Raw genomic sequence first — 25,728 nt, 5'->3', positions numbered from 1 at the left:
GACCAAAAAATTTTAGATTTTGGATTTTAGATTTTGGATTGGGAATTTTCGGTACAAGCCCCGCCCCTTCAGGGCAGAATTAATCCAAAATAGCCAATCTAAAATCCTCAAGCTACACACTTTAGGGTGGAGTCAATCCAAAATCCAAAATACTCGCTGCGCTGCGTACGCTTCGCTAACGTAAATCCAAAATTGATTGACGTTTTTCCTCAAAAAAGCTCAAATTTGTAACTCAAAAGTGATAACATTTCGCGCTAGTAGTGTTAAAGTTGCAGAAAATTGATCGGAAAATTTCTCTTTGAGACGCTACGAACAGCGGGTATCCATGCTGAAGAAACTACAAAACAAGCAAATTTATCTGATTGCTGGTGCAGGATTATGTGCCTTTTTAGTCGGGGGTATGGTATCAGCCCCACAAGCTGGAAAAACCCTGAGTCAATGGTTGAAATTAAGTCAGAGTCAGCCTGAGAAACTATTTGAGGGTAATCAAGCTAAGTCACCTGTATTTAGCTTAGTGTCTCAATCGTTACCAGAACGGGTGGTTAAACTAGAGGAAATTGCTCAAACAGGGAGTTCACCAGATAGGGAACGGGCCCGTTATCTTTTGGCCAGTGATTACATTGAAACTGACCAAGGGAAAAAAGCTCTAAGTTTACTGACAGGACTAGAAAAAGAATATCCTGCTTTAGCACCATATATTTTGCTCAGACAAGCCCAGGCAGAGGATATGTTGGGGGAGAAAGGCAAGGCTTCGGATCTGCGACAAAAAGTTCTGAAAGATTATCCCCAAGAAGCAGCCGCAGTTAAAGCTATTTATTTAATTGGACTGCCGAAACTCCATGATACAGCGATCGCACAATTTCCTTCCCATCCCCTCACCTGGGAAATTATCCGCAAACGCTTACAAGATAATCCCAATCAGCCTAAATTAAGATTAATCTTGGCTAAATATGCCTCTGACAAACCGGGAATTGTCGGTATTTTAGATCCGCTGCTTAAACAGTCTCAACTTACACCCGCAGATTGGGAACTAATTGGTTCAGCCTACTGGGACAATAATCAATTTACCAAGGCAGCTACCGCTTATACTAAAGCACCCAAAACAGCCCGTAACCTCTATCGCATCGCCAGAGGTTTACAGTTAAATAAAGAACGAGACAAAGCAGTTGCTCTCTATAAACAACAGGTACAACAATTTCCCACAGCTACAGAAACAGGAACCGCTCTGCTCAGACTAGCAGAAATAGCCCCAGGGAAAGCCGCAACAGCCTATCTTGATCAAATCATTAATAAATTTCCTGAACAAGCACCGACAGCACTGGTACAAAAAGCTAAATTACAGGAAACTCTGAAAGATAACCAGTCAGCGAACGCAACTTGGAAATTACTATTAGGTAAGTACAGCACTTCTAACGAAGCAGCAGAATATCGCTGGAAAATTGCCTTAAGCAAAGCTAAAGCCCAAGATTATACAGGTGCATGGCAATGGGCGCAACCAATTACCACTGAAAATCCTACCAGTATTTTGGCTCCTAGAGCAGGTTTTTGGGTAGGCAAATGGGCAACTATACTAGGGAAACAGCAAGAAGCTCGCGCTGCTTATGAGTATGTACTCAGTCAATTTCCTCAGTCTTATTACGCATGGCGTTCTGCAAGCATTTTGGGGCTAGATGTAGGTAATTTTAATGACTTACGGCTGCTGAAACCACAAATTGTCACCCCTCAGCGTCCTGTGCCGACAGCGGGTTCGGAAACCTTCAAAGAATTGTATTTACTTGGTCAAGATCGTGATGCTTGGTTGCAGTGGGAGTCAGAATTTCTGAATAAATCTGAACCTAGCGTAGCTGAACAATTTACTGAAGGGTTAATGCGGTTGGCAGAGGGAGAAAATCTGATTGGTATTGCCAAAATTTCTAAATTAGAGGACTGGAAAACACCAGCCCAAAAAGCTGAATATGAGGCTTTAAGCCAGCAGATAATATACTGGCAAGCTCGTTATCCTTTTCCCTATCTCCAGGAAATTGAAAAATGGTCAACTACACGGCAACTTAATCCTCTGCTAGTTACGGCTTTAATGCGGCAAGAGTCGATGTTTCAGCCGAAAATTAAATCTACAGTCGGTGCGACTGGTTTAATGCAGGTAATGCCCAGTACAGCCGCATGGATAGCACCACAAATCAACGTGGATATGAAAACGATTGATTTGGAAAACCCGAATGATAACGTGATGTTGGGTACGTGGTATTTAGATCATACCCATCAGCAATATGGTAATAATTCCATGTTAGCGATCGCTAGTTACAATGCTGGTCCAGGTAATGTGGCTAAATGGCTGCGAACTATACCTAAACAAGATCCAGATGAATTTGTCGAAGAAATTCCTTTTGACGAAACCAAAAATTACGTCCGCCAAGTTTTTGGTAATTACTGGAATTATCTACGACTGTATAACCCCTCGATTTCTGCTTTAGTAGGTAAATATTCAGCCACACATCCGAAATTGCCAAAAGAAGGTGACAGGTAAAGGCAGGGGGCAGGGAGCAGGGAGCAGGGAGCAGGGAGCAGGGAGCAGGGAGCAGGGAGAGAAAATTCTTACTCAATACTCAATACTCAATACTCGGTACTCAATACTCGGTACTCACCAACTCCCTAATGCAATAACTCCTCCACTTGATGCTGACTCCACAATTTTTTGTATAGACCTGGTTGTTCTACAAGTTCTAAGTGATTACCTACTTGGACAATTCTGCCCTTGTCCATGACCAAAATTCGGTCAGATGTGGCAGCGGCTGATAGTTGATGGGTGATGAAAATTACTGTTTTTTGTTGAGTACCACTAGATAGATTTTTGAGAATTTGTGTAGCAGTTTGATTATCGACGCTGGAAAGGGCATCATCTAATATCAATACTGGGGCATCAATCAACATGGCTCTAGCTAGGGCTGTACGTTGCCGCTGACCACCAGAAAGAGTTATTCCTCTCTCGCCGACGATTGTTTCATATTGCTGGGGAAAATTGCTAATTTCTGCCTCGATTTGGGCAATATTTGCTACTGCTTCCACATCTTGATGTTCACTGAGAGGGTCGCCATAGCGGATATTATTTTGAATGGTGGTGCTGAACAAAAAACTATCTTGAGGTACGTAAGCGATCGCACCCCGTAAATCATTTAAAGTTATTTTAGTAATATCCAAACCATCCAAAAACAACTGCCCCGCTTCAATATCTAACAACCGAGGCAAAGCATTAGCCAACGTTGATTTCCCAGAGCCAATTGCACCAACAATGGCCACAAGTTCCCCAGGAGCAATAGTGAAGTTGACATGATCTAAAGCTGGGATATTAGCCCCTGGGTAGGTATAAGTGAGATTTTTGGCTGTCACTTCCCCTTTAACTTTACTTGCTGAAAGATTTACAGCATCTGGTGGATCTTGAATTTTTGGTGTCACACTCAGAATCGACTCCAGTCGGTCAATACTCACCTCACCTCGTTGGTAGGTTGTAATTGTAAATCCTAGTAAAGCGGTGGGGAAAACCAGACGTTCTACATAAATTAATAGCGCCAAAAAATCACCCACAGCCAGAGTTCCAGCAGATATCCGCATAGTTCCCAACCAAATGATGATGAGGGAACTGATATTAGCCAACCCACCAATGAGAGGAAAGAGAGTATTTCTGGTTTTTGCCAATGTGAGGTTAGCAGTCAATAGAGCCTGATTTTTCCTTTGGAAAGCGCGACGCTCGTTTTCTTCTTGAGCGTAGATTTTAATCAAAGAAATGCCGCTAATATCTTCTTGGATTAGCTCACTAATTTCTGAAAGTTGCTCCTGTACAGCCGCTTGTTGTTTGCGTAAGCGATCGCTAAACAGATGCACCAAGAAGAACATAAACGGATAAACTGCCAGAGAAGCTAACGTCAGATCCACGCTAATTGACAGCATCACTGGCAGCGTTAGAGTATAAGCAAAAAAAGTATTTGCCAAACTCAATACTGCAAAACCCAACAACCGCCTGATATTGTCTACATCACTCGTAGCTCGATTAATTAAATCACCAGGAGTATTAATGGCAAAATAAGCCGGTTCGAGCTTGAGTAAATGTTCAAAAATCCGCTGTTTCAGTTCAAATTCTACCTGACGACCCACACCAAAAATCCAGATGCGGGAAGCCATACGCATCAGCCACATTGCTGAACTGAGCAAGATGATTATCACTACATAACGTAGTATTTGATCCAAGCTAAAGGTTGTCGAAAGTTGATCAACCCCAGAGCGAATCAGCAAAGGGATATAAACACCCAGCCCATTCACAGACAATAAAGCAATAATGCCTAATGTAGTGTCCTGCCAATGGGGACGTAGGTAAGTAGCGAGTTTAGCAAGCCGTCGAGATTGTGACATTCAAGCAATTTTGCAACTTTATAAAGAATATGCCAAAAACCCTTGAGGCAAAGCAACGTAGTTCCGTATCTCGGACTTTACTCGTTGAACGAAGAATCTCCGTAGCTTTAGCCCGGAGAATGTCAAAGGAATCTTAACTACTAGCTTAAGTTGCTAGTTATCCAGTTTAGGCTGGTAATTGGTAATTGGTAAGAATCTTACCTGTTTCCTGTTCATCGTTTTCCGTTCAGAGTCACTATTGACAAGCCCCGCTGACTTTTTAATGAGGATTTTTGGATTAAAGGAAATCTGGAGATAGTTCCAGCCAAAACCTAAAATCCAAAATTTTTCTCCCACCTGCTTAAGAACGACCACGTAAGAAAATGTATACCTGATTCAGATAACTTTCCCAAACTTGGGTTGTGAGTTGCAAGGTTTCCGCCTGGGGTACAAAATCTTCTACGAGCAACCCCCGTCTTTCGATAGCTGCTGGATTTTGTAGTAGATAGGCAGGGATTTTCATATTTCCCACAGGTATAATGCCATTTCCCATCACATCGGAGATGTTATTGGCAACATTAGCTGCTGGCCCCATAGCTACTAATGTGCTAGGAGGAGCCATTGCCGCAATTGGAGACCTCAATAAAAAGTAAGCAATAGCTGGTGTACTAGATAACAGTAAAATTGTCAGCGCCCAACCCACCAAGAGTCCTCCCGGTTTGTCTATTCCACCACCTTTGATTTTTTGGGCAGCGAAAATCAACATTAACACCGAAGCTCCCAGAGGCTTGAGTGGAAAAGATATAAACCGCCACAAGGAAGCTACAGGCCCTGATTCATTGGGATTTAAAAATGCCACAATTAAAACTACCACTACAACCAATAAAACAAATCGTCCAAAATAGTCTACTGTTGGGTAAAATTTTTGAAACAAAGAAAAGACAACAGCGGCAATGAGCATCCATAGCAAGACCCGGCTTAGTAATTGAAACATAGATTAACTCTCTAATTTTCTGGTGCGGCAGGTCTAGAGGACGCGGGAAGTAGGTTGATTTTATCGTCAAACTGTAATTACTAAGTGACTTAAAAATAACTTAACCCTCACACACACAAACTGCCGTCGTAGTGATTTTAGTGCAATTTTTTGACACTGAGTGTATTATTTAGAATTTTTCGTAAGAGTAAGGTAGCACCAGTAAACTAAATTGATTGGGTAGTCGTCGTCAACTCGTTGAAAGGAAAAATTATGTCGCCGGGAAAACCTACCATTTTGGTGACGGGGGGAGCAGGTTATATTGGTTCTCATGCGGTGCTGGCTCTGGTGCAAGCTGGTTATCAGGTAGTCATCCTTGATAATCTGGTGTATGGGCATCGGGATTTAGTAGAAAAGGTTTTACAGGTAAAACTGATAGAAGGTGATATAGAAGATCGCCCTCTGTTAGATAACCTCTTTAACACTTATGATATTGAAGCAGTTATGCACTTTTCTGCCTATACTTATGTGGGCGAATCAGTGACAAATCCTGCTAAATACTACCGAAATAACGTTTTAGGTACTTTGACACTCTTAGAGGCGATGCTGGCAGCCTCTATTAAAAAAATTGTCTTTTCCTCCACCTGTGCTACCTACGGTGTACCAACATTTATCCCCCTGACTGAAGATCATCCTCAAAATCCCATTAATCCCTATGGAACTACCAAGTTGATGGTAGAGCAGATTCTTTCTGATTTTGATGTGGCTTATGGGTTAAAATCGGTGCGTTTCCGCTACTTTAATGCAGCTGGTGCTGACCCCAATGGATTATTAGGTGAGGATCATAATCCAGAATCTCATTTAATTCCCTTGGTGTTGCTGACAGCATTAGGACAGAGGGAATCAATTTCGATTTTTGGAACCGATTATGCTACCCCTGATGGTACTGCGGTTCGAGATTATATTCACGTTGCTGATTTAGCAAATGCCCATATTTTGGGTTTGGAATATCTACTCCAAGGTAGCGAAAGTGAAGTTTTTAATTTGGGTAATGGTAATGGTTTCTCAGTTAGAGAGGTAATTGCTGCTGCTAAGGATGTTACAGGAAAGGTTATACCTGTGCAAGAATGCGATCGCCGTCCAGGTGATTCTCCTGTTCTCATTGGTACAAGCGAGAAAGCCAAAAACATCTTAGGCTGGCAACCACAGTATCCTGATATTAAAGATATTGTCACTCATGCCTGGAACTGGCATCAAAAAAGGCACAAGTGAGTACCGAGGATTGAGTACCGAGTACCGAGTATTGAGTGATGAAAAATTACTCTTTTTTTAGTGCTTTAACTAAGAAAATTACAATACCTAAAGATAGCAGCGTAATTGCCAGGATAATTATAGGCTGTATGAATTCTATCGCCGTACTTTGCTGTTGATTAGTCTCAGCTACATTTTGTACAGATTGTGGTGCGGCTACAGCTTTACCTGCGGTTACAGTGACTTGAAACTTTAACTCAAAAGGTCGAAAATTCGCTTCTGTGACTGGTTTACCTTTCAGTTGCAATTCATAAACCCCTGGTTTGGGAAAAGTAATTTCTGCGCCGGGTATGCCTTGATATCGTTCAGCTTGTACAGGTATCAAATCAGGTTCAAGCAGTGCAGGTTCTCCTGGTGTATGCGGTTCGGCATAAATAGCTAACTGACAATTACACTCTTTCAGCGGTAGCACTTTACCACCTTTGCGGGTGAGAGCAAACCATGTTTGAGCGGGTTCACCAGCACGAGGGTTATCATTGGGTTCAATGTGGATAGTACCACCAACATCACCTGCTATTTTCACTGTATGGGCAGAAGCAATGGGCAGAAATAATAATTCGTAATTCGTAATTCGTAATTCGTAATTCATAATTCATAATTCGTAAATTTCTCCCTACTCCCTGCCCCCTGCTCCCTGCCTTCTACCTGTCACCTGTAATCTTTGGGGGGACATATAACTTTTTTATACTGGAGTTTGACCAAAAATAAGGCGATCGCACTAACAACACACAAAGAGTAATAATTCCTAGTAGCAAAGCTGCTAATTTATTCTCCCAAGTCAATCTTAAAGCACCCAGGTAATGAGAACCAATCAATACTGCATGAATGGCACTTAATAACAAAGCTGGAACGCTCAAAAGATGAATTTTTCGCCAATGCTTACCTAAAGATTTTTGCAGAAAATCAAAACTTGTGCAAGCCGCAGGACTCATTAACACCAACGCCACAGCACCTGCACCCATTCCCCATTGAAATTCTCGCGGTAAGAACCAGAAAGCGGCAAAATTCCATTCTAGGGAGTGTTCTATCATATGAATGGTATGTACTCCCGACAGCACAAAAGCCCCCACTCCTAAAGCACGACGGTAGCGCATAGGTGATGCCCAAATGTTACTGATGGGACGAGCAATTAGCGCCAGAATTAAGCATATCAGGGCAGCGTGTCCACTGTAGTCTACCATTGTGTCACCAGTCCGCAATAAGGTAATTGCGCCAATGATTAATGTCACCCAACCACCCAAACGAAACAACTGACTACGGCGATCTTTACTCATTAAGGAAGTGGAAACACCTACTCCCAACATCGTCGGTAGAGTTCCTAAGCCAAAAGCTAACATGGTAATTGCACCATGCCATAAATTACCTGTCGCCGCCGCTTTAATTTGAGCAGCGTATAAAAAACCGCAAGGCATTAAACCCCATGTCATCCCTAGTAATGCTGGTGTCCACCACTTTGTGTGTAAAGATAGCTTCACCATACCTGCACTCAAGCGGTTATGTAAACTACCTTTTAATAGGGGGTGTAATAGGGGAATACTCGGTAATAAGTCTGGTTTGACTTGTCCTAAACCAAACCAAATCAACATTATGCCTGTAATAATTGCTATCCAGCGGCGGAAATCGCTACCAATACCTGCTAATTGTCCACCTTCGACTAATACAGAACCTAATGCGCCAATACCCGCACCGACTAAAGCATAGCTCAACATTCGTCCTAAGTTGAGCAAGGTATGAAATTTTAATTGCTGTTGCCAACCCTGAGTTTCTTCTTGATGGGAAAGGGAAAATGCAACTGCTAAGGGGCCACACATCCCAAAGCAATGTCCAAAACTCCCCAGGAATCCCAGGATGGTCATCAACAGCAAATCTAACATAAATAAAGTCCTGAGTCCTGAGTCCTGAGTTCTGAAAAATCAGAACTTTTCTAGAGTGGGAATATAGATTAAATTTTTGATTTTGTCAAAAGACGACTTGTCAAACTAGGTGTTGCGCTATCTTTGTTTGGAAGACAGGAAAAATCATCATGAAAAAATGGCTTTGGCTGCTTTTGCTGATATCGGGTGCAATAGTTGTGATGGGCATTAGCGGTTTTTTCCAGCAACCTGAGACTTTACCTATTGTTGAAAATACACCCATAGAAAAGCCCCAACCACAGCCAGAACAACAAATTAATACTAATATTCCATTAGTGTCTGCTGATCAACTTTTGGCACACATTCAGAAGTTGAACTTTCAGCGTTTTACTCCAAAAGAGCGATCGCACTCCCGCACTTATATTACAACCCAATTGCGAAAATTTGGCTGGAAACCCCAAATAGAAAAATTTCCCACTGGTGTAAATATTTTTGCCCAAAAACAAGGAACTAACAAAGCCGCTGGTGCAATTCTCATCGCTGCCCATTATGATACCGTTGATTTATCTCCTGGTGCAGATGATAACTCCACTGGTGTAGCTGTAGTATTAGAGGTTGCTAGACTTTTTGCCGATTATGCCACACCGAGAACATTGCAGTTAGCTTTTTTTGACCAAGAAGAAGCAGGACTTTTAGGTAGTCAAGCTTTTGTGAGAAAAGCAGCACGATTAAAAAATATCCAAGGTGTAGTTGTCATGGATATGGTAGGTTATGCTTGTTACACTGCTGGTTGTCAGCAATACCCGACTGGATTACCTATAACTCCACTTAGTGATAAAGGTGATTTTTTAGCCGTAGTCGGTGATATGGAACATTTACCTTTATTAAATACTTTTAACAGCACTAATCAAAATCTACCCGCAGTGCTAACATTACCCATACCCTTTAAAGGCTTATTAACACCAGATACTTTACGCAGTGATCATGCACCATTTTGGTATCAAGGTGTGGGTGCTGTTCTAGTGACAGATACTGCTAATTTGCGTAGCCCTAATTACCACCAACCAAGTGATTTACCAAAAAATATCGATCGCTCTTTTTTCACAGGTTCAGCGCAAATTATAGTCAATGCTACTAATACGTTGTTAGAAAAATCCGGTGTTTTAACAACTCAACCAGCAACTAACAGCCAAAATTAGAGACCATGAGGCAGAAGGCAGGGGAAAAAATTCTTACTCGGTACTCAATACTCGGTACTCGGTACTCGGTTAATCAACCTTGATTTTAGGAAATGTCAAAGTCCAATTTTGGGGATTATTAAGCTGAGAATACAAACCTTGAAAAATCATTTTTACAGCAATACGAGTTCTAATATAATGCCTAATTAAATGTGTTCCTGGTTCTGCAAAAACATCATCATAATTTTGGCTATGCCCAAAAGGACGAGAACAATATTTACGATTACTTGGAACCGTTAACATAAAAAATTTGCTTTCTTTGTATTCATCAGGAACCTTAAATATTGCATATATATGATGTTTACCTTGCCAAGGTTTAACCACAACCTGAGTCGCTTGGACTTGAAAATTTGTTTTTTTCAACTTCAGCACATCGACAAGACTGCAAGTAGAATCATTTACAGGCCACCAAATAACAATAATCAAACAAGAAAGCAGCAGAATAGAAGCATATATAAAGGGACTACGCATAAATTTAAATTAGTTTTGTGAATAGAGGTTGTGTTGAGATTAATCAGAAAAATACCATCTTAAAGTTAGATGATTTTTAAAGAAAATTTTGTGGCTGTAAACACTGATTTTGGATACATTCTCTATCAATTATTTCACGTTTTTCATAAGAGTATGGTAGTCAAATAAACTAAAACCAGCTACAATCCCCTAAGTTAAGGTGTAGTTGAAAAATGTTGATAGGAAAAAACTGGAAAAATATCAAGTTAGTAGCAGGTGTAATTAGTGCGATACCTGCGGTAGCAATCGCATTCATGCCATTATTAGGAGCAAACACTTCAGCGCAAGCAGCAGATACAGTTGTTGTGCGGTATGGTGCTTTAGAAGAATCTGTTTCTTTAGATGAATTAAAAAAATCTGCGAAAAATAAAGAATTACCCGCTAGTTTAGGAACTTATACCAAAAGACTATCAGAACAACAACGCCGCGTTTTAATCGGGGGGTTGAGAGCAAAAATACCACTAAATGTCGTCACACTGAATAGGTTACTTAATACTCAAATTGGTAGTACGATTCTTAATGACATTTCTACTGGTATCAGTCGCAAAGATAAAGCCGGCGTTCAAGCACTTAGATCCGGATTGATTATAGGTGCTAATTCGCCCCAAGGTCTATCTGTACTCAGTTTTATTGCGGCTTATCCCAGTAAAAGCCTAGAAATTAATGTACCACAGGCTTTAAATGTGGCAAAAAGCTTAAATATGGCTTTTTTGCGGACTCAGTTGTTTATGCTGGCTATGGCTCCACCAAGTGACCCCAGCAATCTCAAACAAGCTTATTCCCTTGACCCTCAACAAGCTGGAAGCGCACAAGTTGAAATACTCAATTTAAGTTTAAATGACGAAAAGCGCGATCGCAATATTCCCCTAGATGTGTACTGGTCAAATTCCGCAAATACCGATAAACCTGTAATTGTCTTTTCTCACGGTTTTGGCTCAACCCGCGCTGATTTGCGTTATTTAGCACAACATCTCGCATCTCATGGTTATGTAGTCGCAGCCTTAGAACATCCAGGTAGTAATCAAACTAGTAGTGAATTAGCAGCTAAAAATAAAACCCAGTTGCTAAAACCTCAAGAATTTTTAGACAGACCTCGTGATATTAGTTTTGTTGTCGATGAATTAGAAAAAATCAACCAAACTGCTAATAACCCACTCCAAGGGAAACTCGCAACTGATAAAGTCATGGTTGTCGGTTACTCTTTTGGTGGTACTACAGCTTTAGCACTAGCTGGTGGTGAATTTCAAATTGAAAGCCTCAAACAAAGCTGTGAACAGAAATCGGCTAAATTGAGTTTAGTCGAAGGTTTTCTGTGTGTAGCTAAAGAATTACCAGAGAAAAACTACCAATTGCAAGATCCCAGAATTAAACAAATAGTTGCACTTAATCCAGCCACTTCTTTATTATTTGGTGAAACTGGTTTAACAAAAGTACAAATTCCCACCCTCGTTTTAGCAAGTTCCGCAGATAAAATTACTCCACCTTTAACCGAACAGGTAATAGGCTTTGCTAAAATTCAGGCTCCTAAATGGTTTGCTGGTGCTGTTGGTGCTACACATTTGAGTGTTATGGACTCTGATACCAATTTAAATCAGTCCGTAGAACCAAATACACCTTTTTCGAGTCGAGAAATCAAGGGTGAGCAAGCAACTGATGTGCGGAAATTTGTGAAAATTGTGACTTTAGCAATGGCAGCACAGTTAACACCAGAAGCTAGTAAATATGCGGAATTTTTGACTTCAGATTATGCTCAAATTTCATCAACTAGTCTGTTTCCATTTAGTATAGTCAGACAAATTCCTATGGATGCAATGGGGTTGATGAAAAGATAGTTAGAAAAATAAAAAGGCTTGGAAGGGAAACCAAGCCAAGACTTCACTCAGGGTAAAATATATCCTAGTGTATAAACTCTCAGTAATTTAAGCATCCTCCTTAAGGAGTACAATCAAGGCTAATTTTGAACGAAAGCACTGCCCAATTTACTTTATAGTGTGATATAGTAAAAGTATAAAAAAGGCTTGGTGTTGTGCCAAACCTTAATCACAGAAGTGAAAGACTCTGGCAAATTTAATCATTTATGAGATAGATAATTCATCTATCTTTATATATAGCTGTGGCATTTAAAGGGGAATGGGGAATAAACTGTGTAATTAATTTTCTCTGATTACTTAGAACAGTGTTGATAGTTCTACTAAGAGAACACCAAAAAATAAATTCCCTAAAAATTGTAGGGTGGGTTACGCTACGCTAACCCACCATTATTCCTTCAATTTATAGCGGGTTACAAACTACCATCCTAACCCTCCCCGTCAGGGATACAGTATGACATACAGCACTTCCCGATATTATTCTGAATTCTGACTCCTGACTCCTGAATTCTGTTCGATAAGACATAATTGCCGGAAATGGTCGCCGCGTATTTCAAAATTTGGATATTGGTCAAAACTTGCACAAGCGGGAGATAACAAAACGACAGATGCTTGATGGAGTTTTGCTAATTCTGCGGACTTGGGTACAGCTTTTTCCATTGTTTCCACAATTTCAAAGTTAGTATATCCTACCTCTTGCAGACGTTGAGCAAATGCTGGTGCAGCATTACCAATGAGTACAACAGCAGCAGCTTTGGCTTGAATTTTTGTTAACCAATTTGTATCATCACCTGCTTTAGCTTCACCACCAGCAATTAAAATTGCGGGACTTTTTACAGATGATAAACCAACTTCTGCGGCATCATAATTAGTCGCTTTGCTATCATTAATAAAATCAATACCTTCCCATGTGCAGATATGTTCTAAACGATGGGGAACACCGGGAAATTCCCGCACAGCATGGGAAATCGCATTAACATCTATTCCTGCTAACCTTGCTGCTGCTACTGACATGAGGAGATTTTGTTGGTTATGTTCTCCTACCATTCGCAAAGCCGATACTTCTACAATTGGTGTGGGTGCAGATGTGGAACTTAACTTTTCTATTACCCAACCATTTTCTATATAAAAGCCTTTTTCACCAATTAAAAAATCTTGACCTTTAACACTTGTCCAATAAGCATTCGGCCAATCACTTAATCCTATTTTACTTAAATAGGAATCATCGCCGTTGAATATTTGCAACTGAGAATTATTTAATAGCTTGGCTTTGATATTGTAGTAATTTTCTAGAGTTTTATGACGTGCTAAATGATCTGGTGTGAAGGTTGTCCAGATACCAATGCGGGGAGAAAGAGTTACGGAAGACTCAATTTGATAACTGCTAAGTTCACCAATTATCCAATCATAACGATTTTGGATTTTAGATTTTGGATTTTGGATTGGGTTTTGGTCGTCGCCTTCAATACTCATGTTGGCTAAAGCTACTTCGCACGCAGCCAAACCGATGTTACCACAGGCAGGAGCGTTAAATCCTGCGGCTTGAAAAATGGCAGCAGTTAAGGCTGTGGTGGTAGTTTTACCGTTTGTACCAGTAATTCCCACCCAAGGAATATTTTGTAAATTTCGCCAAGCTAATTCCATTTCCCCAATTGTTTCAATCCCTAACTCTCTCGCTTTGACTAAGATAGGAATATCCCAAGGGACACCGGGACTAACAACTATTAATTTGGGTAAATGAGTATTATTTAGGTCTGGAGTGTGACCTAATTTAACGGGAATTTTTTCAATGGCAAGTTCTTGTTGTTGTTTGAGGAGGGTCGGGGAGGTGCTACTATCATTTAACTCCACCTCCCAGCCTTCCTGTTTCAACAATCTTGCCGCAGCAACACCGGACTTTCCCAATCCAATAACTATAGCTTCTGGCATAGACTGTGTAGCATCCCTGGTTAAGCTACCCTATGGTAGCGTTAATTAGCAAAAATTACACCTGTTTTTGTTGACTTTTGCTACAGATTTTTCACGATCGCACCAAAGTCGGCTATAACACGAGCATGATTGCGAAGTAATCCCAGTAAATTTAACCGATTTCGCTTAATATCGGCATTGGAGTCCATGACTAAAACGCTATCTTCACCATCAAAGAAATTACTCACAGTGGGAGCAATTTTTTCTAGTGCGGCTACTAATCGTAGGTAATCACGGTTTTCTTGCGCTGCTTGGGTTTCGGGTACTAACTCAACCAAGGCGTTATAGAATGCAGATTCAGAGGCTTTTTGGAATAATTCGGGGTTAATTAAAGATTGCGGTTCTAACTGCTGGAAGTCTAAATCGCCTTGTGCTGCTAGACGGGTGGAACGGTTGACGGTTTCGTAGATTTTATCTAAAGTACCGTCTTTGCGGATTTGTTGCAAGTAGAGAGCGCGATCGCGTACATCTAATAAATCCTGTAATGCTCGTTCTGTGTATTCTGGGTCATTTTCTCCCAAAACTGCATTTACCAAATCATAATCAATCTGCTTTTCTTCTTGTAATAAAGTGCGGATACGTTGCAGGAAAAATTCTTGCAAAGTTTTAATTAATGATTTCCCATCTTTGTTAAAAGCTGTTGCAAAATCGGTGGCTATTTGTTCTAATAGCTTTTCTAAATTAATCTGCAAATTCGCAAACCATGTAATATTAATTATGGCATTTGCTGCCCGACGCAATGCAAAAGGATCAGAGGAACCTGTGGGGATTAAGCCTAAGCCAAAGATACTGATTAATGTATCTAATCTATCAGCTAAACCGACAATTTGACCTGTGAGGGTTTGGGGTAAAATGTCATCAGCATTTTTGGGTAAATAATGCTCAATAATGGCTGTGGCAACTTCTGCATCTTCCCCACTAGCTAAAGCATATTTTTCTCCCATAATTCCCTGCAATTCTGGGAATTCATACACCATTTGTGTGACTAAATCAGCTTTACACAATAATGCTGCTCTTTTGATTTTCTCGCTTTCACTTTCTCCTAACTGCAATTGTTGAGAGATGAAATTAGCAATATTAACAACTCTGTCAATTTTCGCCCGAACAGAACCTAAATCTTCTTGAAAAGTGACTTTTTCCAATTGCGGTAAAAAGCTTTCTAATGGTTTAGCTAAATCAGCTTCGTAGAAAAATCTACCATCAGCTAAACGCGCTCGAATTACCCTTTCATTACCGACTGCAATAATATCTGATTTGGCAGGATCACCGTTAGAAGTAGTGATAAAATTGGGTAATAACTCTTTGCTGTCAGCAGTTTTAAAAATAGGGAAATAACGCTGATGATTTACCATAACTGTAGTAATTACTTCAGTTGGTAATTGGAGAAATTCATCTTCAAATTTACCGATAACTGCGCTAGGAGATTCAACAAGATTGATGACTTCTGCTAATAAATCTGGGTAAATTGGTGTATATCCGCCTAACTTTTGTGCTGCTGTTGTCACTTGTTCTTTAATGATATTTTCCCGTTCTTCTGGGACAACATTCACAAAAGCAGAACGGAGGGTATTTACATATTCTGTAGCGTGGGGAATTGTGACAGGTTCGGGATGTAAAACGCGATGTGCTTGAGAGATTCTATTACTCTTGACAGTTTTACCGCCATTTTCCAATTCTAACGGCAAAACATCCCCATCTAACAAAGTCACCAACCAGCGAATCGGACGGGAAAATTTAGCATCTCCATGTCCCCAACGCATTAACCGCTTTCCTTCTAAATTCCAAATCCACTGGGGAACCAGTTCTGTCAAAATTTCTGCAACTGGACGGCCAGGAGTCTTTTTTTGGATAAAGACAAAATCACCTTTTTCTGTGGGACGAATTTCAAAAGCTGCGACTTCCACACCTTGTTTTTTAGCAAAACCGACTGCTGCGGGTGTGGGTTGACCATCTTTAAAGGCTGCTTGTGCGGGTGGCCCTTTGATTTCTTCTTCTTTGTCTGGTTGTTGAGATGGTAAACCGGTGATTAAAACTGCTAATCTGCGAGGAGTTCCATAAACTTCAAAAGCTTGATATGTAAGGCTGTTAGCTTCCAGAGTTTGGGGAATGCGCGATCGCCATTGTACAATAGCATTACTAAGAAAGCTTGCAGGTAGTTCTTCTGTTCCAACTTCTAATAAAAACGCAGGCATAGGTCACTCTTAACTTTATCAGTCAATTCCAACAGTGTACCTTGCCATCAGGCTGAAGTATGCGATGTACAACTGATTCGGCAGAATTTTCTTTTTTCCAATGTAGAGACGTGACCTGGGTAGAGATTCTCCGCTCTACATTGTTTTTCACGCCTATGTCTAAATATCTTCTAACATTTAGTGGCATTGGGATCTTCAAATTCACCAGGCTGACGGATAAGAAGTTCATTTAAAATCATCTGACCCGCAGGATTTATTACCTGTAATCGCACCAAATCGGATTGGACAGTTTGCCAGGCAACTTGATATTTAAATTTGCCATTAGTCCATGTGAAGACAGGACGAGCTTTAGTACCAGATGCTCTAGCACCAACTAAACAAATTTTTTTGCCTGTTTTCAGGTTTAAATTTTTGTAGTAATACTTACCTTGATCTTGCCAAAGAGTTAAATGCCAATTGCGTGGTTGACCCTGCACGGCAAAAAATTCTCCCTCCGGAAAAGCGAGACCAGCCACAGCTTGATTCTGGATGGCAATATCTGTAACTATGGGCAAAGAAAGACCCAGAACTAAAGCAATGCTTATTCCTTTAATTTGCATAATTTATTACCACTCTAGAAGTAGTATAACTTTAGATACATTATTATATAATCATTTTAATAAACCACAAATATCAGCAATAAAACGCAACCTAATCCGCTAAATTGAGCGCACTTTATACAGAATTGGTATTAGATCAAACTTATTTGTATGTAGTTTATAAATTTTCTTCTACAGAACAACAACCAATTAATTCAATTTCATCAAACTTTTTATAGATACTTTTTTCTTGATAATTTTCTAGTTGTTGATCTGTAATCGCTTCTACTGCACCCCATGTCTCGTTTTTCAGTCATCTTGTCAGACATAACTAAAGTCCTTAAGTCTGCCAATCTTCATCTTATTTCCCGCTGATTCAAACATTTAACCCCCTGCCCAATTCTTCTTAAAGATATAAAATTTTCCATTACTAACCCTTTAGAGAACTCCACAAAAAAGATGAACTGCTTGCAGCAGCGCTTCGCTATCCAATTTCACCAAATCAAAGCGACTTTTCTTCCCTCTGCTCCCTGCCCCCCTGCCGTCACAACGACGGGATATTTTTTTAGTTGGAAGTCTCTTAGGGGCTGAGTTTTCCCGCACTTAATTGTATTGCATCCAACAGAAAACATCTATATGAACCTGTAGAGGATCTAAATCGGTAAAAACATCATACAGAAACATTTGATAAATTTATCGCTATTCTGTAGATATTGCCGTTTTAATATTAATTATATGTCTTTTAACTAAAAATTATACTGACAGGTTTTGCCTGAAAATTAATTGCTAAATTCAGAATATTACCAGACATAATTAATCTATTTATGTCCAGATAATTGAGGTAAAACCCTTGATTTAATATAGTTTTTTTGAAACCATGATAAATAAGATTAGTTGCAATCAAGTCTAATCTATAAATTGCAGAAAACTTACATCCAGATAAAGGAGAAATTCTCATGGCTAATATCCATATTTCCAAACTACTTCCTACTGGTTATGAACTATTCAATGATTCCGCCAGCTTTCTCAATGAACTAGCTACTCAGGAAACTCTAGTTGTTTCAGGTGGTGGTCATTCTTGTCATGGTAAATATCACGGACACAACCATTCTTATAAAGACTACTCTTACAAAGACCACTCCTACAAAAACCATTCTGGCTACTCTAATGGCTGGTGGTAATTAACTAAATCAATCCAGAGTATTAGGGAACACCAGAAAATAAATTATCCAATCTTGTGGGATGGGCATCCTGCCCGTCCTTGATAATTTGCGGGCAAGATGCCCGCACCACAAGAAATTTTTGTACATTTTTTTATTTTGGAAGTCCCTTAGCTATTAGTAAAAAGCTAATTAAATAATACGGGAGAGTAATATAATTACCCTCCCACTTTATTGATATATATTTAATCTGGATTAATCTGGAAAATTGATATAAACCAATCTTTTGAACTTATTCAGATTGTCTATTATACTTCCAGTGAGCGAGTAATGGTAGCGCATTAAACCGCCAAAGAACAGCAGCTAAATTAGTTAATAAACAACTAATAGCTAGACCCAATAAAATATAAGTTGGTAGCATCACTACACCAATCATTAACCAAGTATAAACGTGCAGCATCATCACACAGGCGAAAATACTAGCAAAGCCAGCAGATTGCCATACTTGAATTGTGGGACGGTTTAGTGCTGTGAGGGTAATTGTCAACAATGTGGACAGAATGTTTGCTGGTATGAGAAATGCACAAATACCTGCACAGTTGGCACGAGATAATTCAGCTAAAGTGTTGAAATCGAGCATTAAATTATGGTAATTAAGAATTGACTTATTATAAGGTTAACATTTATTTATTTACCTACGCTGATAATAGCATGGGAGTGAGTATTCGTGTAGATTATTTTACATTCTTTAAAGAATCTAAGCCAACCAAAATTCTCAACTAGATATTGAGATATGGTGGAAAATGCCCGCCATTACCAACAGGACTTACTCAACTGGAATATTTAGTAGAGTGCATCAGATCCCAAAAATCTGTTGATTGTTGCCAAATTATCGAGTCTGATGCAAGCCACAAGAGATATTGATTGTGGAATTCAGCTTTATCCCTAACTAAATTAACCCATTAAAATCACAGTATCAATAACATGAATTACACCATTATCTGCATCAATATCTGCTGCTAAAACCTGGGCATTTTTCACTTCAAAACCATCTTCACAATTAATTTTTATAGGGGAACCTTCCACAGAAGTCACTGTACCCAGTTTGCTTAAATCAGCTTGAGTCAGCTTTCCAGGAACAACATGATATGTTAAAATTCGTGCTAACTGGGGAATATTTTGTAATAAAGTTGTAATTGTACCTGGGGGTAACTTAGCAAACGCCTCATCAGTTGGAGCAAAAACTGTGAATGGACCTGGACTTTTCAACGTTTCTACCAAACCAGCCGCTTGCACAGCTGCCACTAAAGTTTGAAACGAATCATTACCAACAGCAATATCAACAATATCAGCCATTTATGTCACCTTATCTCTGCCAAAAGTTCTAAAGAATAGTAAATCATATTTAACTTTTATTAACTCACATCTTGCTACAATATCCTTCTATGATTTTCCTAAGATTTCTCTATAGATGAAATGGGTAAACGCACATACGCAATTATCGGGACTGGTGCATTAGGCGGTTTTTATGGCGCTAAATTGCAAAAAGCTGGCAATAATGTCCACTTTTTACTCAAAAGTGATTATCTACAAGTCAAGCAACATGGTTTATTTATTGAATCTAAAGACGGCAATTTTATCCTTCCCCAAGTAAAAGCCTACAACGATGCAGAGAAAATGCCTCGTTGTGATGTGGTGGTAGTAGCGCTAAAAACAACCCAAAACCACTTGCTACCGCAAATATTACCACCTGTTGTCAAACATGATGGGGTAGTCTTAGTATTACAAAATGGAATTGGTATAGAAGCGGAAATTTCCCAAATTGTCAGCAACACTCATATTTTAGGTGGTTTATGTTTTCTTTGTTCCAACAAAGTAAGTCCAGGACATATTCATCATTTAGACTATGGACAAATTACCCTTGGTGAATATGCATCTAAATATCTCCCCACTGGAATTACAGACAGAATGAGGGAAATTGCAGAAGACTTTCAAAATGCGGGGATATTAATAGAACTAGCAGAAGATTTACTATTAGGACGTTGGAAAAAATTGGTTTGGAATATTCCCTACAACGGATTATCTGTGATTCTCAATGCTACAACCGACGAATTAATGGCAGATATTCACACCCGTGAGTTAGTTAAACAATTAATGTTTGAAGTAGTCGCAGGTGCAAAAAGTACAGGAAGAATTATTCCTGATAGTTTCATTCAAACAATGCTTGATTATACAGTAAAAATGAAGCCCTACCGCACCAGCATGAAAATTGATTTTGATGAATGTCGTCCTTTGGAAATAGAAGCAATTTTTGGCAACTCATTAAATAAAGCCGAAGCAGCAGGTGTCAATTTACCGCAGATTCGTTGTTTATATCAACAGTTGCAGTTCTTAAATACCAGAATACAAAATTCTGTCTTAACTTAAAATAATTCTACTTAAAAATTGCTGATATTGCATTCATAATATCTAGATAAAAGTTACCTTTTACCGCCCGAAATAACTCAAATTTAGTACCTGGCGCACCAAAAAAGGGACGAAGAAACCATCCTAATTGCACACCCACAAAACCATACAGCAATAACCATGATTTTAAAATTGTAGTCCGAGTTTTTTGTCCAACTTCATCTTGTTGAGAAAGTAACTGCATTCCTTCATAAAGAAACTTGACACCAAAAACACCTGTGATTGCAAAAATCAAAACATTTAATAGTTTGAAAAACTGATATGAATCAGGTGCTGTAATCATAAAAAACAGCGTCACTGGTGCTAAACTAAATAACAGAACACTAATTACTGATACTGCTGTCAATAAGATGACAAAATGCTGTTTAAAGCTACTACGAGAACCAAATAAAACATTAAAAAAGAACAACGTAGGGAAACAGATAATCAGTGTTAATAAATAGAAAACTGGAAGTTTAATTGCACCGGATAATGATTGCGCCCAACTGTGAGATGCACCGATAATTGCTCCATAAATTGCAAAAAATATAGAACTGGTAACAAACAAAGAACTGATTTTATATGGTAATCTGATTTCTTGGCTAATTTCTTCTAAAAACCCTTGGCGATTTCTTAATAAACTTAGTAAAACACCAAAGTATTTTTTTACATAAGCTTGTTGTTCTATCATTTTAATTTCCCTTGAGTAATTAACGAATTCCTAAGATATGACCAAGAGATTGCAGCACACTCAAATAAAAGTTGCCTTCTCTTTCACGGAACAATTGAAATATAGAATCTGGTGTGCCAAAAAAAGGTCTGAGAGTCCATCCTAACTGACTACCTACAAAAGCATAAAGAAATAACCAACCTTGGATAATCTTTTTGCGTGTTTGACTACCTTCATCTTCTTGTTCTAAGACTACACTAGTAGCATTATATAAAGAGGAAATACCAATAAATCCTGTTAGGGAAAAAATAATGACATTTAACAAAATTAAAAATTGATAATTATTTGTAGTCATTAAAAAAAACAAGGCAATTGGTGCAAAACTAAATAGTAAAACACTCGTAACTGCAACCGCTGTTAACACTAAGGCAAAATATTGACCAAAGGTGCGCTTTGAACCAAAAATAATATTAGAAAAAAACAAAGTCGGCAGACAAATCAAGAGAGTGATTAAGTAGAGTGCTGGTAATTTTACTGCTGAAGATAAAGCTTGCATCCAGCTATGATATGCACCAATAATTCCGCCATACATTGCTATAAATAGGGAACTACAAACCAACAGAGAAATTATTTTACTTGGTAATCTTACACCTTGACGAATTTCTTCGAGAAATACTTGACGTTCTCGCAGTAATTGAATCAAGACTGCAAAGTATTTGACTCTAATAGACTTACGTTCAATCATCTTATCCTCAGATATTATTCAGAATAATCACCACCGGAACCAAATTTCCAAGCATCAACCAAACGATGCCAATAATATTGTTGTTTTTCTGGCAACATATTAACTAATGATTCTAAGATGGGATTTATAGAAAACAAGCCAGTATATACACCTAAATTAATATAATGTAATATCCAATCAAGTAAACTATATAAACCAACTTGCGGGATTATTTTGGCAACTAATACAGGATGGGATAAACCTGTTTTTAACAGAGTTTGTGTTAATGCCTCATACTGGACTATATCTTGTAAAAATGGTTTTAAAACAGGTGTACCTAGCTGTTGCATTTCTTGAAAAACGGCAGCGAGTAATTGATTAATTTGATTGGGGGCAATTTTTTGATTTATACCCACACTCATTGCTTTCTGAAACAACCAAGTTACACTTAAACTAGGTTGATATGGTTGCAGAAGTGCTAAAGATAGGGCAGATAATTGATCAGTTTTTAGTGCTTCATCAATACCATAAGTTAATCTTTGTAAATGACGCACCATAGCCCCAAAACCACCAAAACTTAAAGGTGATTGATTTCCGCTACTATCTCCCACTGGTAAAATGCGATGCCAAGGAGTTTTGAGAGGACTTTGACGATAACTAGGAAAAAAACCAAACAACGCTCTTTTAAAGTTGAGTTGACTAATTTCCACACCTTGATATTCTGGTAAAAGGCGGAGATATTCATCAAACAAAGTTTCTAAACTCAAGCGTTGGGGATTTGCATCCATATAGGTAAATAAATAAGTTGTTCTCCCATCTTTAGCGGGAAATGCTTCCCAAAAGTATTGGCATTGATTTTGCAAAGCCGTGAAAGATAACAACAAATCACCTGCATCATTTTCCGGAAATCCTTCAGCACAACTTCCCACAACTAAACATAGTGCATCTGGTTTTTTTCCTTGACGCGCTTGTTGACATATTGGTGAAAGATTTCCCATTGCGTCAAGTAATAATCTGGCTGTGAATTTATTGTTTACAGTTATTCCGTTGGGGTGAACTACCGCTTCAGTGAATGGTGTATTTTCAAATAACTGACCTCCGGCAGCGAGAAAGCGGGTTTTTAAGGTTTCTAATAAATAAACAGGATCTACACCAATGTTGAGGACATCTTCTACCCAAACCTCAGTGCCACCTTGAAAGCTAACTCGTGCTGGGTTATATTGAGTTGCGATCGCTCTTTCTAATTCCACCTCTGTCAGCAAGTCCAATTCTCGAAACACTTCCAACTCTTTGCGGGAAATATTCCATTCCTGTTCCCTCCCTCGCAAAAAACCTCTTTCTAGCAACGCTACACGCACACCCCGCACTGCTAAAGTGCAACCAATCAAAATTCCCAAAGTACCACCGCAGATAATTACATCCCAGTCTACAGAGTCTAAAGGCTGCTGGTTTTCTTTAACTACATTTGGGATAGTTGCATTGTCTGCTCGTAGGGATGTTAAGATGCGGTCAGTGCGACGTAAACCACCTAAAACATCACCTGGTAGTTGGGAAAGAATCTCTTCAGTTAAAGACATAAAATTTAATTCCAGTCAATTGTATATTATTGATCCTATCGTTTCACTAAGTAGAAAATTTCACAAAGTTGTCACATTTTATCAAAGCTGACCCAAAAATTGGCTTTGTCTACCTGAATGCAAAATGGTAATAGCAAAGTAGATTTTTAAAGAGAAAATTATGAATAGCAAGTGAGGTACAAGCAGTAATAATTAAACGCAGATGGACGCAGATAATTTTGTACTTCATTAGACTAGGATATGAGAACAGAAAAACTGAAATATATCCAGGTCAAACTACTACCTAAAAGAGTGAAAATCATTGATAGATGATATCGTGTAAGGTACATCATTGGTTCTATTTCCTAATTAATGAGGGATTAACAGCAGTTTTTCTCTACTAACTATGCCAGTGGTTTAGTATATCTTTAACTAAAACTTCTTTGATCAAAATTTGGAAAATAATTACTAATGGAACGGCTAAAAATACACCTAAAAAACCGAAAAAACTGCCAAAAATAACTACTGCTAAGATTGTAATTGCTGGTAATAGGGATACTTGACTTTTCATGACTAAAGGTAATAAAATCAGACTTTCTACCTGTTGAATACCAAAGTATAAAATTATTACTGCAACTGCTTTCCAAGGAGATTCATTTAGAGCAAGTAGCGCAGGCGGAATTACACTCAAAGTTGGACCAACATTAGGAATAAACTCTAATAACCCTGCCAAGAGTGCATTGATTAACGGCAATGGTATTCCTAAAATTAATAGCCCAATATAGCTCATCATAGCAATTATTAACATGGTTAAAAGTGTCCCTCTAATCCAACCGACTAAAGAATTAGCACACTTGCTCAAAATATCATCAACTCGTGGACGATAAAAGGCGGGAAATAGCATAATAAAACCCTGTCGATATTCGCCAGGGTTGACTAGAAGCATAATAGTTAGTACAAAGAAAAGCAGTAATCCTAAAACAATTGTGAAAGAGCTATTGAGTAAAATAAAAAAGTTTCTAAGTATTTGATTCGCCCAAGTTTGAATACTTTGAGTTAAATATTGTAGTCCCCGAATATTTTCTAAAATATTATCTGGAATAACACGAATTAACCAATTATTCCAAGAATGAATTCGTTCTAATACTATTGGCATTAGATTACTAAATTGTTGCAATTGTTCAATAATAGCAGGAACAATCAATAAAGAAAAAATTACTATTATTACTAATAACAATCCAATTGAAATACTAACAGCAAGACTTCGCCGCATCCTAAATCTCTGTAAAAATCGCACTTGTTGGTTTAATACAGTTGCTAAGGCTACAGATGCAAATGCGATTAAAATTATTTGCCGAATTTGCCAAAGAATATAAAGAGATATAACAAGTGCGAGTAAGCCTAGCCATTGCCCAAAACGCACAGTGTCGCCTCCATGATTTCAAAATTGTTGGTGATATTTCTACGATATTTATCAATTATATTGTCTTGTATGAAGATAGAAACTTCTGAAAGACTGATTTCTAAACTTGATTCAATAAATATTTTATACCTATACAATAAAATATTATGTATATCATTCTTTCTAAAGTCTGATGGCAATTAATAGATAATTTTGTATGTTATTAATGGGTAATATTGATGCAATTCGCCAAAATTCCCGTTCTGAAAAAGCGGTGACGATGCATTTACTAGAAGCGATCGCTATTATTGCCAATTTTACCCAAAATCCCCAATACCATGCAGTTCTGCGTCATCATGCTGATATGATTGAGCGTGGCAGCCTAGAAACCTTGCCAGAACTACAAGATCGCAAGGATGTCCAAGAAGTTTACAATCAGGTGATACAGGATTTAACCAAAAATTTGTGATTGTGGCGTACATCCAGTATCATGCAAGCTGTTTAACCTATAAATAGAGTTGTTTCCATACAGGGGAAAAAAAGATGAGGGTTTGGCTTGCCTGTTTTTTTGTATTATTTGCCTTAGCAGAATTTTTTGACTGGGTGAAAGAATTATCGCTACCCTTGCCGATATATATTTTAGGAGGAGCATTTTTAGCGGTTGCTTCCAACTACGATAAAATTGTCGGTTCTTATTTCAGTAATGCTATGGCTGAATTATTACCCCAACCACCTAAATTAGATTCATCAACACCAATTTCTTTATCAATGCTAAATTCCATTGAAGAGGTTCAAAAAACTCCACAGGAATAAAAAACACTTACAGCACAATTCTAAAATCAAGAGTCAAACTGGCTTGGTGTTTGGCTTGGAATTTAGATTCTGTATTTCATGTATCTG

The 25,728-nt window shown here is 38.6% G+C and carries 22 protein-coding genes; 8 read left to right on the top strand and 14 right to left on the bottom strand.

Annotation, left to right across the window (positions count from 1 at the left end; translation table 11 throughout):
* The first annotated feature begins 325 nt into the window (after positions 1-325).
* Positions 326-2,524 (top strand): transglycosylase SLT domain-containing protein, encoded by a 2,199-nt coding sequence (locus ACSQ6I_RS09630; protein WP_438890125.1) that lies wholly within the window; start codon positions 326-328, stop codon positions 2,522-2,524.
* Between the two features lie 125 nt (positions 2,525-2,649).
* On the opposite strand, the gene ACSQ6I_RS09625 is transcribed toward ACSQ6I_RS09630, so the two are convergent.
* Together ACSQ6I_RS09625 and ACSQ6I_RS09620 are read right to left on the bottom strand one after the other, a co-directional pair.
* Complete coding sequence (locus tag ACSQ6I_RS09625) at positions 2,650-4,401, bottom strand: ABC transporter ATP-binding protein (RefSeq protein ID WP_438890124.1); 1,752 nt, start codon at positions 4,399-4,401, stop codon at positions 2,650-2,652.
* Between the two features lie 340 nt (positions 4,402-4,741).
* Positions 4,742-5,374 (bottom strand): hypothetical protein, encoded by a 633-nt coding sequence (locus tag ACSQ6I_RS09620; RefSeq protein ID WP_438890123.1) that lies wholly within the window; start codon positions 5,372-5,374, stop codon positions 4,742-4,744.
* A 252-nt stretch (positions 5,375-5,626) separates the two neighbouring features.
* Here ACSQ6I_RS09620 and galE point away from each other — a divergent pair, with 252 nt between their 5' ends.
* Complete coding sequence (galE, locus tag ACSQ6I_RS09615; protein WP_438890122.1) at positions 5,627-6,625, top strand: UDP-glucose 4-epimerase GalE; 999 nt, start codon at positions 5,627-5,629, stop codon at positions 6,623-6,625.
* A 46-nt stretch (positions 6,626-6,671) separates the two neighbouring features.
* On the opposite strand, the gene ACSQ6I_RS09610 is transcribed toward galE, so the two are convergent.
* Both ACSQ6I_RS09610 and ACSQ6I_RS09605 read right to left on the bottom strand, forming a co-directional pair.
* The gene (locus ACSQ6I_RS09610) at positions 6,672-7,253 is read right to left on the bottom strand and encodes a hypothetical protein (RefSeq protein WP_438890121.1); all 582 of its coding nucleotides are present in this window, start codon (positions 7,251-7,253) and stop codon (positions 6,672-6,674) included.
* 52 nt (positions 7,254-7,305) lie between these two features.
* On the bottom strand, positions 7,306-8,538 hold the full coding sequence (locus ACSQ6I_RS09605) for an urease accessory protein UreH domain-containing protein (protein WP_438890120.1): 1,233 nt from the start codon (positions 8,536-8,538) through the stop codon (positions 7,306-7,308).
* Positions 8,539-8,687: 149 nt separating this feature from the next.
* Here ACSQ6I_RS09605 and ACSQ6I_RS09600 point away from each other — a divergent pair, with 149 nt between their 5' ends.
* Positions 8,688-9,716 (top strand): M28 family peptidase, encoded by a 1,029-nt coding sequence (locus ACSQ6I_RS09600; RefSeq protein ID WP_438890119.1) that lies wholly within the window; start codon positions 8,688-8,690, stop codon positions 9,714-9,716.
* Positions 9,717-9,785: 69 nt separating this feature from the next.
* On the opposite strand, the gene ACSQ6I_RS09595 is transcribed toward ACSQ6I_RS09600, so the two are convergent.
* Entirely contained in the window at positions 9,786-10,226 is a 441-nt protein-coding gene (locus tag ACSQ6I_RS09595) for a hypothetical protein (RefSeq protein ID WP_438890118.1), read from the bottom strand.
* 212 nt (positions 10,227-10,438) lie between these two features.
* On the opposite strand from ACSQ6I_RS09595, the gene ACSQ6I_RS09590 reads away from it, so the two are divergent.
* The gene (locus ACSQ6I_RS09590) at positions 10,439-12,097 is read left to right on the top strand and encodes an alpha/beta hydrolase (RefSeq protein ID WP_438890117.1); all 1,659 of its coding nucleotides are present in this window, start codon (positions 10,439-10,441) and stop codon (positions 12,095-12,097) included.
* Positions 12,098-12,610: 513 nt separating this feature from the next.
* On the opposite strand, the gene murD is transcribed toward ACSQ6I_RS09590, so the two are convergent.
* The 3 genes from murD to ACSQ6I_RS09575 all read right to left on the bottom strand — a co-directional run bounded on the left by murD (position 12,611) and on the right by ACSQ6I_RS09575 (position 16,892).
* Positions 12,611-14,062 carry a UDP-N-acetylmuramoyl-L-alanine--D-glutamate ligase gene (murD, locus tag ACSQ6I_RS09585; RefSeq protein ID WP_438890116.1) on the bottom strand — a complete coding sequence of 484 codons (1,452 nt, stop codon included), beginning with the start codon at positions 14,060-14,062 and terminating at the stop codon, positions 12,611-12,613.
* 80 nt (positions 14,063-14,142) lie between these two features.
* Entirely contained in the window at positions 14,143-16,293 is a 2,151-nt protein-coding gene (gene glyS, locus ACSQ6I_RS09580; protein WP_438890115.1) for a glycine--tRNA ligase subunit beta, read from the bottom strand.
* Positions 16,294-16,463: 170 nt separating this feature from the next.
* A complete protein-coding gene (locus tag ACSQ6I_RS09575; RefSeq protein WP_438890114.1) occupies positions 16,464-16,892 on the bottom strand; it encodes a hypothetical protein in 429 nt (142 codons plus the stop codon).
* A gap of 935 nt (positions 16,893-17,827) precedes the next feature.
* Here ACSQ6I_RS09575 and ACSQ6I_RS09570 point away from each other — a divergent pair.
* Positions 17,828-18,052: a hypothetical protein gene (locus tag ACSQ6I_RS09570; protein WP_438890113.1), complete on the top strand. Its 225-nt coding sequence runs from the start codon at positions 17,828-17,830 to the stop codon at positions 18,050-18,052.
* 271 nt (positions 18,053-18,323) lie between these two features.
* On the opposite strand, the gene ACSQ6I_RS09565 is transcribed toward ACSQ6I_RS09570, so the two are convergent.
* Both ACSQ6I_RS09565 and ACSQ6I_RS09560 read right to left on the bottom strand, forming a co-directional pair.
* Positions 18,324-18,671: a hypothetical protein gene (locus tag ACSQ6I_RS09565; RefSeq protein ID WP_438890112.1), complete on the bottom strand. Its 348-nt coding sequence runs from the start codon at positions 18,669-18,671 to the stop codon at positions 18,324-18,326.
* 314 nt (positions 18,672-18,985) lie between these two features.
* A complete protein-coding gene (locus ACSQ6I_RS09560; protein ID WP_438890111.1) occupies positions 18,986-19,387 on the bottom strand; it encodes a fasciclin domain-containing protein in 402 nt (133 codons plus the stop codon).
* Between the two features lie 120 nt (positions 19,388-19,507).
* Between ACSQ6I_RS09560 and ACSQ6I_RS09555 the strand changes: the two genes are divergently transcribed.
* Positions 19,508-20,458, top strand: coding sequence for a putative 2-dehydropantoate 2-reductase (locus ACSQ6I_RS09555; RefSeq protein WP_438890110.1), 951 nt, complete (start codon positions 19,508-19,510; stop codon positions 20,456-20,458).
* Positions 20,459-20,465: 7 nt separating this feature from the next.
* Here ACSQ6I_RS09555 and ACSQ6I_RS09550 read toward each other — a convergent pair whose 3' ends face one another.
* The 4 genes from ACSQ6I_RS09550 to ACSQ6I_RS09535 form a co-directional block, all read right to left on the bottom strand.
* Positions 20,466-21,167, bottom strand: a complete 702-nt coding sequence (locus tag ACSQ6I_RS09550) for an actin-binding WH2 domain-containing protein (RefSeq protein WP_438890109.1) — start codon at positions 21,165-21,167, stop codon at positions 20,466-20,468.
* A 19-nt stretch (positions 21,168-21,186) separates the two neighbouring features.
* Positions 21,187-21,891, bottom strand: coding sequence for an actin-binding WH2 domain-containing protein (locus ACSQ6I_RS09545; protein WP_438890108.1), 705 nt, complete (start codon positions 21,889-21,891; stop codon positions 21,187-21,189).
* Between the two features lie 14 nt (positions 21,892-21,905).
* Positions 21,906-23,447 (bottom strand): FAD-dependent oxidoreductase, encoded by a 1,542-nt coding sequence (locus tag ACSQ6I_RS09540; RefSeq protein ID WP_438890107.1) that lies wholly within the window; start codon positions 23,445-23,447, stop codon positions 21,906-21,908.
* Positions 23,448-23,826: 379 nt separating this feature from the next.
* Positions 23,827-24,849 (bottom strand): AI-2E family transporter, encoded by a 1,023-nt coding sequence (locus ACSQ6I_RS09535; protein WP_438890106.1) that lies wholly within the window; start codon positions 24,847-24,849, stop codon positions 23,827-23,829.
* A gap of 205 nt (positions 24,850-25,054) precedes the next feature.
* Here ACSQ6I_RS09535 and ACSQ6I_RS09530 point away from each other — a divergent pair, with 205 nt between their 5' ends.
* Together ACSQ6I_RS09530 and ACSQ6I_RS09525 are read left to right on the top strand one after the other, a co-directional pair.
* Positions 25,055-25,297 carry a hypothetical protein gene (locus ACSQ6I_RS09530; RefSeq protein WP_438890105.1) on the top strand — a complete coding sequence of 81 codons (243 nt, stop codon included), beginning with the start codon at positions 25,055-25,057 and terminating at the stop codon, positions 25,295-25,297.
* Between the two features lie 74 nt (positions 25,298-25,371).
* On the top strand, positions 25,372-25,641 hold the full coding sequence (locus ACSQ6I_RS09525; protein ID WP_438890104.1) for a hypothetical protein: 270 nt from the start codon (positions 25,372-25,374) through the stop codon (positions 25,639-25,641).
* Positions 25,642-25,728 lie beyond the last annotated feature (87 nt).

It is taken from the genome of Anabaena sp. WFMT, from assembly GCF_051781005.1.
In the GTDB taxonomy this organism is placed as follows: domain Bacteria; phylum Cyanobacteriota; class Cyanobacteriia; order Cyanobacteriales; family Nostocaceae; genus Anabaena.
Note: the sequence above shows the minus strand (reverse complement) of the source record. Positions and strands in the feature narration are given on the sequence as shown.

Bases quoted from the DNA above. Each gene is read 5' to 3' on its own strand.
- ACSQ6I_RS09605 (WP_438890120.1), bottom strand. From the start codon at position 8,538: ATGTTAGATTTGCTGTTGATGACCATCCTGGGATTCCTGGGGAGTTTT.
- ACSQ6I_RS09625 (WP_438890124.1), bottom strand. From the start codon at position 4,401: ATGTCACAATCTCGACGGCTTGCTAAACTCGCTACTTACCTACGTCCC.
- glyS (WP_438890115.1), bottom strand. From the start codon at position 16,293: ATGCCTGCGTTTTTATTAGAAGTTGGAACAGAAGAACTACCTGCAAGC.
- ACSQ6I_RS09545 (WP_438890108.1), bottom strand. From the start codon at position 21,891: ATGATTGAACGTAAGTCTATTAGAGTCAAATACTTTGCAGTCTTGATT.
- ACSQ6I_RS09560 (WP_438890111.1), bottom strand. From the start codon at position 19,387: ATGGCTGATATTGTTGATATTGCTGTTGGTAATGATTCGTTTCAAACT.
- ACSQ6I_RS09590 (WP_438890117.1), top strand. From the start codon at position 10,439: ATGTTGATAGGAAAAAACTGGAAAAATATCAAGTTAGTAGCAGGTGTA.
- ACSQ6I_RS09575 (WP_438890114.1), bottom strand. From the start codon at position 16,892: ATGCAAATTAAAGGAATAAGCATTGCTTTAGTTCTGGGTCTTTCTTTG.
- ACSQ6I_RS09630 (WP_438890125.1), top strand. From the start codon at position 326: ATGCTGAAGAAACTACAAAACAAGCAAATTTATCTGATTGCTGGTGCA.
- murD (WP_438890116.1), bottom strand. From the start codon at position 14,062: ATGCCAGAAGCTATAGTTATTGGATTGGGAAAGTCCGGTGTTGCTGCG.
- ACSQ6I_RS09595 (WP_438890118.1), bottom strand. From the start codon at position 10,226: ATGCGTAGTCCCTTTATATATGCTTCTATTCTGCTGCTTTCTTGTTTG.
- galE (WP_438890122.1), top strand. From the start codon at position 5,627: ATGTCGCCGGGAAAACCTACCATTTTGGTGACGGGGGGAGCAGGTTAT.
- ACSQ6I_RS09600 (WP_438890119.1), top strand. From the start codon at position 8,688: ATGAAAAAATGGCTTTGGCTGCTTTTGCTGATATCGGGTGCAATAGTT.
- ACSQ6I_RS09555 (WP_438890110.1), top strand. From the start codon at position 19,508: ATGGGTAAACGCACATACGCAATTATCGGGACTGGTGCATTAGGCGGT.
- ACSQ6I_RS09620 (WP_438890123.1), bottom strand. From the start codon at position 5,374: ATGTTTCAATTACTAAGCCGGGTCTTGCTATGGATGCTCATTGCCGCT.
- ACSQ6I_RS09530 (WP_438890105.1), top strand. From the start codon at position 25,055: ATGGGTAATATTGATGCAATTCGCCAAAATTCCCGTTCTGAAAAAGCG.
- ACSQ6I_RS09525 (WP_438890104.1), top strand. From the start codon at position 25,372: ATGAGGGTTTGGCTTGCCTGTTTTTTTGTATTATTTGCCTTAGCAGAA.
- ACSQ6I_RS09565 (WP_438890112.1), bottom strand. From the start codon at position 18,671: ATGCTCGATTTCAACACTTTAGCTGAATTATCTCGTGCCAACTGTGCA.
- ACSQ6I_RS09570 (WP_438890113.1), top strand. From the start codon at position 17,828: ATGGCTAATATCCATATTTCCAAACTACTTCCTACTGGTTATGAACTA.
- ACSQ6I_RS09540 (WP_438890107.1), bottom strand. From the start codon at position 23,447: ATGTCTTTAACTGAAGAGATTCTTTCCCAACTACCAGGTGATGTTTTA.
- ACSQ6I_RS09610 (WP_438890121.1), bottom strand. From the start codon at position 7,253: ATGAATTACGAATTACGAATTACGAATTACGAATTATTATTTCTGCCC.
- ACSQ6I_RS09550 (WP_438890109.1), bottom strand. From the start codon at position 21,167: ATGATAGAACAACAAGCTTATGTAAAAAAATACTTTGGTGTTTTACTA.